Origin of the sequence: Klebsiella sp. 54 (assembly GCF_018223875.1) — a bacterium.
In the GTDB taxonomy this organism is placed as follows: Bacteria; Pseudomonadota; Gammaproteobacteria; order Enterobacterales; family Enterobacteriaceae; genus Klebsiella; species Klebsiella quasipneumoniae.
In genome coordinates, this window is sequence record NZ_JAGRRA010000002.1 from 911,919 (window position 1) to 927,018 (window position 15,100).

Sequence of the window (15,100 nt, forward strand, 5' to 3'; positions counted from 1 at the left end):
GAGCCCGCCGCTGGCGGGCTTTTATTGCCTGTTGCCGGGCCGGAATATTATAACCCTTGCTAATTATTTGAAAATCCGCTGATATTTCCTGACTAATAACAATGAGGATAGCAAAGATGACGTTCAGACAGGGTGTAATGGCGCTGGTGCTGGCAGGGTTACTCAGCGGCTGCGCGGCGGGTGGAAGTTCATCGACCAGCGCGCCGAAGCCCGGCGCCTGCCCGGCGGATCAGTCCATGGTGCAAACCACGCTTTACTTCGGTCTGAGCCGCCCGGCGGGGAAAGACATCACCGCTGAAGAGTGGCAACAGTTTGTCGACCGCGACGTCACGCCGCGCTTTCGCGACGGGCTGACGGTGTTTGATGCCCACGGCCAGTGGCTTGGCCAGAATGGTCAGGTGGTGCGGGAGCAGAGCAAGGCGCTGATGGTGATCCATGGCCACGACGCGCAGAGCGAGACCGGTATTGAGGCCCTGCGCGAGGGCTATAAATCGCGCTTCGCGCAGGAGTCGGTGATGCGTGTCGACCAGCCGGTCTGCGTGCAGTTCTGAGTAAACGGCGGGGGCAGCCCCGCCGTTTGTCTTACAGCACCAGCCCGGCGAAGCTGGCGGAAAGCAGGCTCACCAGCGTGGCGCTAAACACCAGCCGCAGGCCGAAGCGGGAGACGATATTGCCCTGCGGTTCATTCAGGCCTTTGATCGCCCCGGCGATAATGCCGATTGAAGCAAAGTTAGCAAACGACACCAGGAAGACCGAGAGAATGCCGAGCCCGCGCGGCGTCATGCTGGCGGCAATCTTTTGCAGCTCAATCATCGCCACAAATTCGTTAGCGACCAGCTTGGTGGCCATGATGCTGCCGGCGTTCAGCGCATCGCTCAGCGGAATGCCGATAAGCCAGGCTAACGGATAGAAGACGTAGCCGAGGATCTGCTGGAAGCTGAGGCCAAACAGGGTAGCGAACAGCGCGTTAATGGCGCTGATCAGGGCGATAAAGCCGATCAGCATCGCCAGAATAATCATCGCCACTTTAAAGCCGGCCAGAATATATTCCCCGAGCATTTCAAAGAAACTCTGTGATTCATGCAGCTTCTCCAGCTTTATTTCCTGCTCGCTGTCCGGCCGCGTCGGGTTAATCACCGACAGCACAATAAAGGTGCTGAACATATTCAGGATCAGCGCCGCGACGACATATTTGGCGTCCAGCATGGTCATATAGGCGCCGACGATCGACAGCGATACGGTCGACATGGCCGTCGCCGCCATGGTGAACAGACGCCGTGAGGAGAGGTCGCCCAGTACGCCTTTGTAGGCGATGAAGTTTTCCGACTGGCCGAGGATCAGTGAGCTGACGGCGTTAAAAGATTCCAGCTTACCCATGCCGTTGACCTTCGACAGCAGGGTGCCAATCACGCGAATAAAAATCGGCAGGATCCGCCAGTGCTGGAGAATACCAATCAGCGCGGAAATAAACACAATCGGACACAGGACGCCAAGAAAAATAAAGGCTAAGCCTTTTTCGCTCATGCCGCCAAAGACGAAATTGGTCCCTTCGGCGGCAAAGCCTAACAGCGAAGCAAAAAAGCCGGAAATATTTTTTACCAGCCACAGGCCGCTTTCGGCGTGCAGGAAAAAGAAAGCGAGCGCTATTTCTATAATAATCAACTGAAGAATATAACGAATACGAATTTTTTGTCTGTCGTAGCTGACAAGCCAGGCCAGGGCGAGGATCACCGCCAGCGCCAGCAGGAAATGAAAAAATGCAGTCATGTTGTTCTTTTCGCAGGTCAATAAGGCCGCCATTTAGCCATAGCCGCCGCGACGGGTAAATATCTGGCGTAAAAAATCCTTTGCTTATTCTTTTCCCTCATAACAGGCGAATATTTTCATAAGTCATTATTTGCCAGCGATTTATTTACAGATAGTCATCATTCTCTAAACATTTCGCTTGTGTTTCTGAGTATTGTAATGATAATCACTATCATAAATATTACCTGTTTTTGCATTCGTTGACGGTGCTTTACATTTAAGGGTATTTGCATGTTTGTCCCATTTCTCATTATGTTACGCGAAGGCCTGGAGGCGGCGCTGATTGTCAGCCTGATCGCCAGCTATCTGAAACGCACCCAGCGCGGCAACTGGATTGGCGTGATGTGGATTGGCGTGATCCTCGCAGCGGCGCTGTGTCTTGGCTTAGGCATCTTTATCAACGAAACCACCGGGGAATTTCCTCAGCGCGAACAGGAGCTGTTCGAAGGGATCGTCGCGGTCATTGCGGTGGTGATCCTGACGTGGATGGTCTTCTGGATGCGCAATGTCTCACGCAACGTCAAGCAGCAGCTGGAGCAGGCCGTGGATAAGGCGCTACAGCGCGGCAATCACCACGGCTGGGCGCTGGTGATGATGGTCTTTTTCGCGGTCGCCCGTGAGGGGCTGGAGTCGGTCTTCTTCCTGCTGGCGGCATTCCAGCAGGACGTTGGCATCTGGCCGCCGCTGGGGGCGATGCTGGGGCTGGCCACGGCAATCGTGCTGGGTTTCCTCCTCTACTGGGGCGGTATCCGTCTCAACCTTGGCGTGTTCTTCAAATGGACCAGCCTGTTTATCCTGCTGGTGGCCGCTGGCCTGGCGGCGGGGGCGATCCGCGCCTTCCACGAGGCGGGCCTGTGGAACCTGTTCCAGGAGACCGCCTTCGATCTGAGCACTGTGCTGTCGACGCATACGCTGTTCGGCACGCTGCTGGAAGGGATCTTCGGCTACCAGGAGACGCCAAGCGTCAGCGAAGTGGCTGTCTATCTGCTTTATCTGATCCCGGTGCTGGTGCTGTTTGCGCTGCCGCCGCGAAATAATACGACTGCCTCGCGGGCTGCCTGACCGGGCGCTGCGAGCTTATAAGCGACACTCTACTTACCGAAAGGGATGATCATGATGATTCATTTTCGCCGTAATGCGCTGCGGGTGACCGTGGCCGCGCTGCTCAGCTCTGCATTCGGTGCTCAGGCTGCGGATATCCCGCAGGTCAAAGTCACCGTCAACGACAAACAGTGCGAGCCGATGCAGGTGACCGTTAACGCGGGTAAAACCCAGTTTATTATTCAGAACCACAGCCAGAAAGCGCTGGAGTGGGAGATTTTGAAAGGGGTGATGGTGGTGGAAGAGCGCGAAAACATCGCGCCGGGCTTTACCCAGAAGCTCACCGCAAACCTGCAGCCGGGCGAATATGACATGACCTGCGGTCTGCTCACCAACCCGAAAGGCAAACTGATCGTCACCGGCGCCGCCACCAAAGACGCGGCGAAAGCGAATGCGGTGCTGAGCCTCGGCGACGCGATCACCGCTTATAAAGCCTATGTGACGGCGGAAACCGCGCAGCTGGTCAGCGGCACCAAAGCCTTTACCGACGCGGTGAAAGCTGGCGACATCGAAAAAGCGAAAGCGCTGTACGCCCCGACGCGCCAGCATTACGAGCGCATTGAGCCGATTGCTGAGCTGTTCTCTGACCTTGACGGCAGCATCGACGCCCGCGAAGACGATTTCGAGAAAAAAGCGGAAGATCCGAAATTCACCGGATTCCACCGTCTGGAAAAGGCGCTGTTTGGTGATAACAGCGTCAAGGGCATGGAAAAATATGCCGATCAGCTGAACAGCGATGTGTTGGAGCTGCAAAAGCGCATCAGTGAGCTGGCGTTCCCACCGTCAAAAGTCGTGGGCGGGGCGGCAGGATTAATTGAAGAAGTCGCAGCCAGCAAGATCAGCGGTGAAGAAGATCGCTACAGCCATACCGACCTGTGGGACTTCCAGGCCAATATTGACGGCGCGCAGAAAATTGTCGATCTGCTGCGCCCGCAGCTGCAAAAAGAGAACAGCGCACTGCTGGCTAAAGTGGACGCCAACTTTAAGAAAGTGGACAGTATCCTCAGCAAATACCGCACCAAAGAGGGTTTCGAAACTTACGATAAGCTGACCACCGCTGACCGTAATGCGCTGAAAGGGCCGATCACCACCCTGGCGGAAGATCTGGCTCAGCTGCGCGGGATCCTGGGTCTGGACTAAGTCGATGGCACAACAGAAACCACACGACGTGAACGAGCCGTCACGTCGTCGCTTACTGAAAGGGATCGGCGCGCTTGGCGGCGCGCTGGCCATCACCGGCGGCTGCCCGGTAGCGCATGCGGCAAAAGCGGAAAGTTCCCCCGGGACGCTCACACCTGACGCGCGCCAGGAAAAACAGCCATTCTATGGCCCGCATCAGGCGGGTATTCTGACGCCGCAGCAGGCCTCGATGATGCTGGTGGCGTTCGATGTGCTGGCGTCAGATAAAGCCGACCTCGAGCGTCTGTTTCGGCTGCTGACCCAGCGTATCGCCTTTTTAACCCAGGGCGGCCCGGCGCCGGATACGCCTAATCCGCGTCTGCCGCCGATGGATTCCGGCATCTTAGGGCCGTGGATTGCCCCGGATAATCTGACCATCACCGTCTCGGTCGGCCATTCGCTGTTTGATGAGCGCTTTGGTCTCGCGGATAAAGCGCCGAAAAAGCTGCAGCCGATGACTCGCTTCCCCAATGATTCACTGGATGCCGCCCTGTGCCATGGCGACCTGCTGCTGCAGATCTGCGCCAATACTCAGGACACGGTGATCCATGCCCTGCGCGATGTCATCAAACATACGCCGGATTTGCTCAGCGTGCGCTGGAAGCGGGAAGGGTTTATCTCCGATAGCGCGGCGCGCAGCAAAGGCAAGGAGACCCCCATCAACCTGCTGGGTTTCAAGGACGGTACCGCTAACCCGGCGAGCCATGACAGCGCGCTGATGGATCAGGTCGTGTGGGTCACGGCGGATCAGGACGAGCCGGCCTGGGCGGTGGGCGGCAGCTATCAGGCGGCGCGCATCATCCAGTTCCACGTCGAGTTCTGGGACCGGACGCCGCTCAAGGAGCAGCAGACCATCTTCGGCCGCGACAAGCACACCGGTGCGCCGCTGGGGATGAAAAACGAACACGATACCCCGGATTACAGTAAAGATCCTAACGGCGAGACGATCGCGCTGGATAGCCATATTCGTCTGGCCAACCCTCGCACGCCGGAAACCCAGTCCAGCCTGATGATGCGCCGCGGCTACAGTTATTCGCTGGGAGTCACTAATGCCGGGCAGCTGGATATGGGGCTGTTGTTCGTTTGCTATCAGCACGATCTGGAAAAGGGTTTTCTGACGGTGCAGAAACGGCTTAACGGCGAGGCGCTGGAGGAGTACGTCAAACCCATCGGCGGGGGCTACTTCTTTGTTTTACCCGGCGTGGTGGATGATAAGCACTACCTGGGACAGACGCTGCTTCAGGCCTGATACCGACCCTGTCCGCAAGGGCAGGGCGTTTTCTGCTGTTTTTCTCTTTTTTATTATATTTCCTGCCATGTGTTATATTTCTGTAATACAAATGACCGATAGTCTCCTACACTTGCTTAAGAACTATTTGTTGCGTCATTGTGAAAAATAAGTTGCATTAAGAATCTTTTTTGATGTACTTATTACATACGCGGTAGTTCCCGGCAGTGTGACGTTTCACTATGGAGATCGCGAATGGTAAGGTCCCGTACCGGACAACGTAAAACCACAGACCGTACTCTTCAGCACGGAAGCCCCGCTTCCGGCAGCGATTTTCTCACTCTTTCTCCCTCCGCTTCGAATTATTACCATCTTGGCAGGGTACGCGGTGCGCGTAGCCGCGACTCGTTGTCAGTTCTACCGGCAAGCAATGGCTTACAAGGAAGCCAAACCTCAATCGTTCGTGCGCATAGTCGCGTCGATGTTGACGCGTGTGATGTAAACCTACAACGCAAGGTGCTATCCATGGGAAGACAAAAAGCAGTGATCAAAGCTCGTCGTGAAGCAAAACGTGTGCTGAGACGGGATTCACGCAGCCATAAGCAGCGTGAAGAAGAATCGGTCACATCGCTTGTGCAAATGAGTGGCGTAGAAGCAATTGGCATGGCGCGGGACAGCCGTGATACTTCCCCAATTGAGGCGCGCAATGAGGCTCAGGCGCATTATCTGAATGCCATCGACAATAAACAGCTGATTTTCGCCACCGGCGAAGCCGGATGCGGCAAGACCTGGATCAGTGCGGCGAAGGCAGCTGAAGCGCTGATCCATAAGGATGTGGACAGAATTATTGTTACCCGTCCCGTTCTGCAGGCCGACGAAGATCTCGGCTTCTTACCGGGAGATATCGCCGAGAAGTTCGCGCCCTATTTCCGACCGGTTTACGACGTGCTGGTGAAAAGGTTGGGGGCTTCCTTTATGCAGTACTGCCTGCGTCCGGAAATCGGCAAGGTGGAAATCGCGCCGTTCGCCTATATGCGCGGACGTACTTTTGAAAATGCGGTGGTGATTCTGGACGAGGCCCAGAACGTGACCGCAGCGCAAATGAAGATGTTTTTAACCCGCCTCGGGGAGAACGTGACGGTCATCGTCAATGGCGATATCACCCAGTGCGACTTGCCCTCAGGGGTGCGGTCCGGCCTGAGCGATGCGCTGGCGCGTTTTGAGGAAGACGAGATGATCGGCATCGTGCGTTTCACCACCGATGACTGCGTGCGCTCGGCCCTCTGCCAGCGGACGCTGAAAGCCTATTATTAATCGTCATACTGTGAGCAAGGCCCGGGCGAGCCCGGGCTTTGTTGTTTTTGGGGGGGGCCTCCCGGCGGCGCTGCGCATAGCGGGCTACCTGGCGGGTACGGTCTGGTAGCCCGGGAGAGGCATTGATGCCGACCCCGGGGATGTCTGCGGTGCCACATGCGAAAAAAAGCCCGTACTTGCGTACGAGCTCTTCTTAAAATATGGCGGCGAGGGGGGGATTGACTCGCTTCGCTCGCCGTTACTCGGCCCATCCATGGGCCTCGCCCCTGCGGGGCCAACGCAGGCGTTGTTCAAAAACGCTCCCGGCGTTTTTGTCGGGGCAGCCCGCTCGCAGGCTCGCGGTCTGTCCTACTGGCGTTGCCAGTAGTCGAACCCCGGTCGGGAGTTCTCATCCCCCCCGGCGGAGAATATAAAAGAAAAGAGCCCGTACTTGCGTACAGGCTCTCATCTCGAATATGGCGGTGAGGGGGGGATTGACTCGCTTCGCTCGCCCCTGCGGGGCAGCCCGCTCGCGGGCTCGCGGTCTGTCCAACTGGCTGCGCCAGTTGTCGAACCCCGGTCGGGGGTTCTCATCCCCTCCGGTGGGTGCCACATGCGAAAAAAAAGCCCGTACTTGCGTACGAGCTCTTCTTAAAATATGGCGGTGAGGGGGGGATTCGAACCCCCGATACGTTGCCGTATACACACTTTCCAGGCGTGCTCCTTCAGCCACTCGGACACCTCACCATATTGTCTTGCTGCTCACCTTGGGTGGGCAACGGGGCGCTACTATAGGGAGTTGCGTTAAAACGGTCAAGCATATTTTCTTCTTTCTTTACCGACCGCTCACGCAATGAACAATGCCCCGCTGCGACGCAGTGGGGCGGGTGTTTTAGCGCTGGGAATCAAGCTGTTCGTTATTCTTCACCACGTCCTGCGCTTTGCTGTAGCTTTCAATCAGCAGCTGGTAGGCCGGGAAGACTTTGGTGTACACCTCCGCCCATTCTGCTGCGTCCGGGCGATTCCAGGTGCGCTGCAGCTCAGAGGCGACGGCGGCGGTATCCATCGGCACTACGCCAGCTTGTACCACGCGAGCCAGGGTGATCTCCTGCGCCATTTTGCTGTAGGTGCCGGAAGCGTCAATCACGGCAAACACTTTATAACCGTCGGCGACGGCGGCAATCGCCGGGAAGGCCATGCAGACGCTGGTGATGGTCCCGGCGATAATCAGCGTTTTGCGACCGGTCGCTTTCACCGCGGCGACGAATTCCGGGTTATCCCAGGCGTTGATCTCGCCTTTACGGGCGATGTATTTCGCATGCGGCGCGTTCTCATGAATCTCCGGGATCAGCGGACCGTTCGGCCCCTGCGGCACGGAGGCGGTGGTGATCACCGGGATCCCGGCAAGCGAGGCCATCTTCGCCAGCGCGGCGGCGCGAGCGCGCAGCTCTGGCATCGGCATATCGCCGACGGTCTGGAACAGGCCGCTCTGGTGGTCAATCAACAGCATTGCGGTATCGTTGACATCAATCACCGGACGAGCACCGTTAAAGTTAGCGGGAGTAGACATAGTATTCACCTCAATCAGTTAGATTTGGCCAAAGCGGCCGCTGTTAAAATCGCGAACGGCTTCTGCGATCTGCGTTTTGTTATTCATGACAAAGGGGCCATAGCCCACAATCGGCTCCTGCAGCGGTTCGCCGGCCATCAGCAGAACTTTTGCCTGGGCGGTCGCCTCCAGATGCAGTGCGTCTCCTGCCTGGCTCAGGACGGCGAGCTGTCCTTCGCGGGCGGATTCGGAACCGTTGATGATCACTTCCCCTTCCAGTACCACCAGCGCGGTACTCCAGCCTTCCGGCTGGCGCAGCGTGAGGTCGCGCCCCTGATTCAGCTGCATATCCCACACGTTAAGCGGTGAGAAGGTATGGGCCGGGCCGCTGACGTCGTCATACTGGCCGGCAATAACCCGAACCTGTCCGGCGCCATTCGTCAGCGCGACGGTGGGGATCGTCCCGGCGGTAATGCTCTGGTAGCCGGGGGGCGCCATTTTGTCTTTGGCGGGCAGGTTGACCCACAGCTGGATCATCTTCAGCTCGCCGCCGCTGCGGGTGAAGGCCTCCGAGTGGAACTCTTCGTGCAGGATCCCGGCGCCCGCCGTCATCCACTGCACGTCGCCTGGACCAATCACCCCGCCACGGCCGGTGGAGTCACGATGTTCTACCTCTCCGGCGTAGACGATGGTGACGGTTTCGAATCCGCGATGCGGATGCTCACCGACGCCGCGTTTATCGCTGCCCGCCGGGAAGGTGTACGGCCCGGCATAGTCGAGCAGTAAGAAGGGGCTCAGCTGCTGGCCGTGCGTCTGATAGGAAAACATCGAACGAACCGGGAAGCCGTCGCCTACCCAATGCTGCGCGGGCGCGGTGTAGACTCCTGTAATCTGTTTCATGGCTTTCTCCTGTGTATCGGTATCTGATGTGAATAAGCTTATATCCGGGACGACATGTGCGGTAGTAAGCAAAAATGGCCTATACTGTTCCAAAAATGGAACAATGGAACAATGGAACAATGGAACAATGGAACAATGGAACAATGGAGGAAGGATGCAGGATCTCAATGACTTCGCCTGGTTTGTCCAGGTCGTGGACCATGGCGGTTTCGCCGCGGCAGGGCGAGCGCTTGACCAGCCGAAATCCAAGCTCAGCCGCCGCATTGCGCAACTCGAGGAGCGGCTGGGCGTGCGTTTGATTCAGCGAACCACTCGCCAGTTCGCGGTTACCGAGGTCGGGCAGACCTTTTACCAGCATTGCAAAGCGATGCTGATAGAGGCCGAGGCGGCGCAGCAGGCGGTCGACACGCTGCGCGCCGAGCCGCGCGGCAGCGTCAGGATCACCTGTCCGGTCACCTTGCTGCATGTCCATATCGGACCGATGCTGGCGCGATTTATGGCGCGCTATCCCGGGGTCACTTTGCATCTTGAGGCGACCAACCGCCGGGTGGATGTGGTCGGGGAGGGCATTGATGTGGCGATCCGCGTCCGGCCCCGGCCTATCGAGGACAGCGATTTGGTGATGCGTGTGCTGGCGGACCGAGGGCACCGGCTGGTGGCCAGTCCGGAGCTGATTTCCCGGCTCGGACGTCCGCAGGCGCCGTCTGAGCTGAGCGCCTGGCCTGGGCTCAGCCTGGGGGCGAACAAGCATCAGCATAAATGGCAGCTTACCGGGCCTGAGGGGGCAAGGGCGGAGGTGTATTTCACGCCGCGAATGGTGACCACCGATATGCTGGCGCTGCGCGAGGCGGCGATGGCCGGCGTAGGGGTGGTGCAGCTTCCTTTATTAATGGTGCGCGATCAGCTGGCGTCAGGGGAGTTAGAGGTGGTACTGGATGAGTGGCAGCCGCGGCGGGAAGTGATCCATGCGGTATTTGCCTCACGGCGCGGGCTGCTGCCCTCCGTCAGGGCGTTGGTGGATTACCTCAGCGAAGAGTATCAGCGAATGGAAGAGGATTAGCTTCGGGATTGGCTTTTCTCGGGGGGCTCTCCCCGGCGGAGAATATAAAAGAAAAGAGCCCGTACTTGCGTACAGGCTCTCATCTCGAATATGGCGGTGAGGGGGGGATTGACTCGCTTCGCTCGCCGTTACTCGGCCCATCCATGGGCCTCGCCCCTGCGGGGCCAACGCAGGCGTTGTTCAAAAACGCTCCCGGCGTTTTTGTCGGGGCAGCCCGCTCGCGGGCTCGCGGTCTGTCCAACTGGCGTTGCCAGTTGTCGAACCCCAGTCGGGGGTTCTCTACCCCCCCGGTGGGTGCCACATGCGAAAAAAAAGCCCGTACTTGCGTACGAGCTCTTCTTAAAATATGGCGGTGAGGGGGGGATTCGAACCCCCGATACGTTGCCGTATACACACTTTCCAGGCGTGCTCCTTCAGCCACTCGGACACCTCACCATATTGTCTTTCCCGTTGTTGTCGGGAACGGGCGCTAATGTAGGGAAATACGTATCGCCCGTCAATCAACTTTTTGCAAAATCAGCGCGTTTAGACAAACTTCGAACAACTTGCTCCTTAAACGTGCGAAATCCGTTTTTTTTGTCGCCACTCCCTTTTCACTTTGCGGCAAGGAGAAATTTGTTATGCTGGCAAACCAATAGAAAACAATGAGTAAAATAAGACGCCTGCATTAACCTGCTCCGGGCGTCTGCTATCAGGAGCCCCTATGGAGATTATTTTTTACCATCCGACCTTTGATACCCAATACTGGATCCGAGAGCTGGAAAAGCAGTTACCCGGCGCGCGAGTACGCGAATGGAAAGCGGGCGATAACCAGCCGGCGGACTATGCCCTGGTCTGGCATCCACCGGTAGAGATGCTGCAAGGCAGGGCGCTGAAGGCCGTGTTCGCCCTTGGGGCGGGGGTGGATTCGATCCTTAGTAAGCTGCGCGATCATCCGGATATGTTGCCCTTGTCGATCCCGCTGTTTCGTCTCGAAGATACCGGTATGGGACGGCAGATGCAGGAGTATGCCGTGAGCCAGGTGCTCCACTGGTTCCGCCGGTTCGATGACTATCAGGCGTTGAAGTTGGCTTCCCGCTGGCAGCCGCTGCCCGAGTACCGCGCCGACGAATTCACCATCGGGATTATGGGCGCCGGCGTGCTGGGGGCGAAGGTTGCGGAAAGCCTGCAACCCTGGGGATTCCCGCTTCGCGTCTGGAGCCGTAGCCGTAAATCCTGGCCGCAGGTACAGAGCTTTGCCGGCCAGGCCGAGCTGGGTGGATTCCTGCAGGGGACTCGCGTCCTGATCAACCTGCTGCCGAATACCGCCGAAACCGTCGGTATTATCAACCAGACGCTTTTGGCGCAGCTGCCTGATGAGAGTTATCTCCTCAACCTTGCCCGCGGCGTGCATGTCGTAGAAGAGGATCTGCTGGCGGCACTGAACAACGGTAAGCTCAAAGGCGCGATGCTCGATGTCTTCAGTCGCGAACCGCTGCCGCAGGAGAGTCCGCTATGGGCGCACCCGCGGGTGGCTATGACTCCCCACGTGGCGGCAGTCACCCGCCCGATGGAGGCAATTGCCTATATCGCCGGGACCATTAGCCGGCTGGAGCGAGGGGAATCGGTTAGCGGTCAGGTCGATCGTCAGCGCGGTTATTAAGATAAGCGAACCCCGCCACGGCGGGGTTTTTGCTAATCAATAGCCCGGTTTCCTGCTATTCTTGCGGCAAACAGAAGAGGAGAATGTGATGTATCCCGTTGACCTGCACATGCATACCGTCGCCAGCACCCACGCCTACAGCACCCTGCACGATTATATTGCGGAAGCAAAGCGTAAAGGGATCAAACTCTTCGCCATCACCGACCATGGCCCGGATATGGCGGATGCCCCGCACTACTGGCACTTCGTTAATATGCGCATTTGGCCCCGCCTGGTAGACGGGGTGGGGATCCTACGCGGTATTGAGTCGAATATTAAAAATATCGAAGGTGAGATCGACTGCTCCGGGCCGATGTTGACGTCGCTCGATTTGATCATCGCCGGATTCCACGAGCCGGTGTTTCCGCCGCAGGATAGCGCCACCCATACGCAGGCGATGATTGCCGCGATGGCCAGCGGTAAAGTGCATATGATTAGCCATCCCGGTAATCCGAAATTCCCGGTGGATATCCCGGCCATTGCCGAAGCGGCGGCCCGTTACCAGGTGGCGCTGGAGATCAATAACTCCTCTTTCGTTTCATCGCGCGTGGGCAGTGAAGATAACTGCCGTGCTATCGCCGCCGCGGTGCGCGACGCCGGAGGGTGGGTGGCGCTGGGCTCGGACTCTCATACGGCGTTTACCCTCGGAGAGTTTACCGAGTGCCGCAAGATCCTCGATGCTGTCGATTTCCCGGAGGAGAGGATCCTCAACGTTTCTCCGCGTCGCCTGCTCGACTTCCTCGAGTCGCGTGGTATGCCGGCGATCCCGGAATTTGCTGACCTTTAATTTGTATAACTGGAATAACTGAATGAACGAGTTTTCAATCCTCTGCCGCGTGCTGGGTTCGCTGTATTACCGTCAACCGCAGGACCCGCTGCTGGTGCCGCTGTTTAGCCTGATCCGCGAGGGCAAACTGGCCGCCAGCTGGCCGCTGGAGCAGGACGAGCTGCTGGCGCGTCTGCAGAAAAGCTGTGAAATGCAGTCCCTGGCGACGGACTATAATGCGCTGTTCGTCGGTGAAGCCTGCAGCGTTCCGCCGTACCGTAGCGCGTGGGTGGAGGGTTCCTCTGAAGCGGAGGTCCGGGCTTTTCTGAGCAATCACGGCATCCCGACAGGAGAAGGTCCGGCGGATCATCTCGGATCGCTGCTGCTGGCCGCCTCCTGGCTGGAGGATCATGCCACAGAAGCGCAGAGCGAGACGCTGGAGCTCCTGTTTGCCGACTATATCCTGCCGTGGTGCGGGACGATGCTGGGGAAAGTCGAAGCGCATGCGCACACACCGTTCTGGCGCACCATGGCGCCGTTAACCCGCGACGCCATCGCCGCGATGTGGGACGAGCTTCAGGAAGAAGATGAGCAATAAAATGTGATTCAAGTCACTAATTTAATGTAACTGAAATCAGGTTCATTCATTTAGTGTGTTTTAGATCGCATTCTTTCAGTGCGTATCTGCTAGGATACGCGCCATGAACATACTTTTCGCAATCGCATTGACGACGGGCATTCTCTCCGGGATTTGGGGATGGGTGGCCGTCGCCCTCGGCCTGCTGAGCTGGGCCGGTTTCCTCGGCTGTACGGCCTATTTCGCCTGCCCGCAGGGCGGTCTGAAAGGTCTGGCCATCTCCTCCTGCACGGTAATGAGCGGCGTGGTCTGGGCGTTGGTGATTATCCACGGTAGCGCGCTGGCCCCACAGCTGCAGATCCTCAGCTATATGATGACCGGCGTCGTGGCCTTTCTGATGTGCATCCAGGCGCGACAGAGGCTGCTGTCGTTTGTCCCCGGCACCTTTATCGGCGCCTGCGCGACCTTCGCGGCAGATGGCGACTGGCGTCTGGTGATCCCTTCCCTGGCGCTGGGCCTGGTCTTTGGCTATGCCATGAAGAATAGTGGCCTGTGGCTGGCGGCCCGTGCGGAAAAGCAAAAATCGTTCGCCAACGACAACGCCTGAACGGCGGGACGATGATATCAACAGGACCCTCAGGGTCCTGTTTTTTTTAACTTCTTGTCGCCGGCGCTGCGGGATAATCTTGCTCCCGGGGGCGGGTATGCCCTAGTATCGGCAGAAAGCCGTACCCACGCGCTATGCCGACAGGAGGAGAAATGGCTGTTCAACCTGAAGTAATTCTCGGCGATATTACGACGCTTGATGTCGATGTGATTGTGAATGCGGCAAACCCCTCGCTGTTGGGCGGCGGCGGGGTGGATGGCGCGATCCACCGGGCGGCCGGTCCCGCGCTGCTGGCGGCCTGCAAGCAGGTGTTGCAGCAGCAGGGCGAATGTCCCCCTGGTCATGCGGTGATCACGATGGCGGGCGATCTTCCCGCCAGCGCGGTGATCCATACCGTGGGTCCGGTCTGGCACGGCGGCGACCGCATGGAGGCGCAAACCCTGGCCGATGCCTACAAAAACAGCCTGCAGCTGGCGGCGGCAAACAACTATCGCTCCATTGCGTTTCCGGCGATCAGCACCGGCGTGTATGGCTATCCGAAAGAGGAAGCGGCGGCGATCGCCGTGCGCACCGTGACCGCGTTTCTCACCCGCTATAACCCGCTTGAACGGGTCCTGTTCGTCTGTTTCGACGAGGAAACGGCAGCTATCTATCGTCGCCTGCTGGCGGCATGCCCCTGATTCAGCAGAATAGGCTATGATAACCGCCGATATTGACAGGAATGATGGATAGCAGGAGGGAGCAGGGTGTCAGAAGGAAAAGTACAGCAGAAGCAGCAGGCGCGCCGCGCGGAGATCGTTGCCGCTGCGCAAAGATGTTTCGCGGCGAAGGGATTGCATGGCGCCTCTGTCGCGGATATCGCCCGCGAGGCGGGTCTGAGCGTCGGTCAGCTGTATCGCATTTTTGCCAGCAAGGAAGCGATCATCGAAGCAATTGTCAGCGAAATCGTCAACGCCAGAGTCGGCGAGATGATCGATGAGAACCACAATCTGGCGCGAAAAGCGGCGGTGCTGGCGGGCAGGATCCCGACTTCGGCAGCCACCAGAAGCGACAATTATCTGTTGATGGAAATTAACGCCGAAGCCTCGCGCAACCCACGCTTGCGCGAGATCCTGGTGCAGGCCGACCGGCGGTTGAAAGAGGAGGGCGGGCGTTTGTCGCAGCGTTATCATCCCGGGCTCAGCGATGCGCGACGCAATGCCGCTTCAGAGCTCATCGCCGTTCTGACGGAGGGGGCAGCCTACCGCTGTGAGCTGAGCGCATCCACCCCGGTCGATAAAGCGGATTTAGAAGCCCTGTATAACATGATCTTCGACCGGCTGTTTGATGAGCAAGCGTAGCGCGGCACGCCAG

The 15,100-nt window shown here is 58.1% G+C and carries 15 protein-coding genes and 2 tRNA genes; 12 read left to right on the plus strand and 5 right to left on the minus strand.

What is annotated here, in order from left to right:
* The first annotated feature begins 116 nt into the window (after positions 1-116).
* The gene (locus tag KHQ24_RS05945) at positions 117-551 is read left to right on the plus strand and encodes a DUF3574 domain-containing protein (protein ID WP_004204513.1); all 435 of its coding nucleotides are present in this window, start codon (positions 117-119) and stop codon (positions 549-551) included.
* Positions 552-582: 31 nt separating this feature from the next.
* On the opposite strand, the gene KHQ24_RS05950 is transcribed toward KHQ24_RS05945, so the two are convergent.
* On the minus strand, positions 583-1,767 hold the full coding sequence (locus KHQ24_RS05950; protein WP_096833581.1) for a NupC/NupG family nucleoside CNT transporter: 1,185 nt from the start codon (positions 1,765-1,767) through the stop codon (positions 583-585).
* Positions 1,768-2,037: 270 nt separating this feature from the next.
* On the opposite strand from KHQ24_RS05950, the gene efeU reads away from it, so the two are divergent.
* The 4 genes from efeU (at position 2,038) to phoH (ending at position 6,628) form a co-directional block, all read left to right on the plus strand.
* Positions 2,038-2,868, plus strand: a complete 831-nt coding sequence (efeU, locus tag KHQ24_RS05955; protein WP_211777162.1) for an iron uptake transporter permease EfeU — start codon at positions 2,038-2,040, stop codon at positions 2,866-2,868.
* 51 nt (positions 2,869-2,919) lie between these two features.
* Positions 2,920-4,047 carry an iron uptake system protein EfeO gene (gene efeO, locus KHQ24_RS05960; protein ID WP_004204517.1) on the plus strand — a complete coding sequence of 376 codons (1,128 nt, stop codon included), beginning with the start codon at positions 2,920-2,922 and terminating at the stop codon, positions 4,045-4,047.
* A 4-nt stretch (positions 4,048-4,051) separates the two neighbouring features.
* Entirely contained in the window at positions 4,052-5,335 is a 1,284-nt protein-coding gene (gene efeB, locus KHQ24_RS05965; RefSeq protein ID WP_048323645.1) for an iron uptake transporter deferrochelatase/peroxidase subunit, read from the plus strand.
* 504 nt (positions 5,336-5,839) lie between these two features.
* The gene (gene phoH, locus KHQ24_RS05970) at positions 5,840-6,628 is read left to right on the plus strand and encodes a phosphate starvation-inducible protein PhoH (RefSeq protein ID WP_002898923.1); all 789 of its coding nucleotides are present in this window, start codon (positions 5,840-5,842) and stop codon (positions 6,626-6,628) included.
* Positions 6,629-7,266: 638 nt separating this feature from the next.
* Here the strand turns inward: phoH and KHQ24_RS05975 are convergent.
* The 3 genes from KHQ24_RS05975 to KHQ24_RS05985 form a co-directional block, all read right to left on the minus strand.
* Positions 7,267-7,354, minus strand: a tRNA-Ser gene (locus KHQ24_RS05975).
* A 145-nt stretch (positions 7,355-7,499) separates the two neighbouring features.
* Positions 7,500-8,177, minus strand: coding sequence for an isochorismatase family protein (locus KHQ24_RS05980; RefSeq protein ID WP_002898927.1), 678 nt, complete (start codon positions 8,175-8,177; stop codon positions 7,500-7,502).
* Positions 8,178-8,195: 18 nt separating this feature from the next.
* Positions 8,196-9,056 carry a pirin family protein gene (locus KHQ24_RS05985; RefSeq protein ID WP_043523224.1) on the minus strand — a complete coding sequence of 287 codons (861 nt, stop codon included), beginning with the start codon at positions 9,054-9,056 and terminating at the stop codon, positions 8,196-8,198.
* Between the two features lie 154 nt (positions 9,057-9,210).
* Here KHQ24_RS05985 and KHQ24_RS05990 point away from each other — a divergent pair, with 154 nt between their 5' ends.
* A complete protein-coding gene (locus KHQ24_RS05990) occupies positions 9,211-10,116 on the plus strand; it encodes a LysR family transcriptional regulator (RefSeq protein WP_004204523.1) in 906 nt (301 codons plus the stop codon).
* 347 nt (positions 10,117-10,463) lie between these two features.
* Here KHQ24_RS05990 and KHQ24_RS05995 read toward each other — a convergent pair.
* Positions 10,464-10,551, minus strand: a tRNA-Ser gene (locus KHQ24_RS05995).
* A 268-nt stretch (positions 10,552-10,819) separates the two neighbouring features.
* Here KHQ24_RS05995 and ghrA point away from each other — a divergent pair.
* From ghrA to KHQ24_RS06025, 6 genes are all read left to right on the plus strand, one after another.
* A complete protein-coding gene (ghrA, locus tag KHQ24_RS06000; protein WP_049004597.1) occupies positions 10,820-11,758 on the plus strand; it encodes a glyoxylate/hydroxypyruvate reductase GhrA in 939 nt (312 codons plus the stop codon).
* Positions 11,759-11,846: 88 nt separating this feature from the next.
* The gene (locus KHQ24_RS06005) at positions 11,847-12,584 is read left to right on the plus strand and encodes a phosphatase (protein WP_004204525.1); all 738 of its coding nucleotides are present in this window, start codon (positions 11,847-11,849) and stop codon (positions 12,582-12,584) included.
* 22 nt (positions 12,585-12,606) lie between these two features.
* Positions 12,607-13,161: a TorD/DmsD family molecular chaperone gene (locus KHQ24_RS06010; protein WP_049092945.1), complete on the plus strand. Its 555-nt coding sequence runs from the start codon at positions 12,607-12,609 to the stop codon at positions 13,159-13,161.
* 103 nt (positions 13,162-13,264) lie between these two features.
* Positions 13,265-13,747: a DUF1097 domain-containing protein gene (locus KHQ24_RS06015; protein ID WP_049092943.1), complete on the plus strand. Its 483-nt coding sequence runs from the start codon at positions 13,265-13,267 to the stop codon at positions 13,745-13,747.
* A 152-nt stretch (positions 13,748-13,899) separates the two neighbouring features.
* The gene (gene ymdB, locus KHQ24_RS06020) at positions 13,900-14,427 is read left to right on the plus strand and encodes an O-acetyl-ADP-ribose deacetylase (protein ID WP_004204529.1); all 528 of its coding nucleotides are present in this window, start codon (positions 13,900-13,902) and stop codon (positions 14,425-14,427) included.
* 66 nt (positions 14,428-14,493) lie between these two features.
* Positions 14,494-15,087, plus strand: a complete 594-nt coding sequence (locus tag KHQ24_RS06025; RefSeq protein WP_017900746.1) for a TetR/AcrR family transcriptional regulator — start codon at positions 14,494-14,496, stop codon at positions 15,085-15,087.
* Positions 15,088-15,100 lie beyond the last annotated feature (13 nt).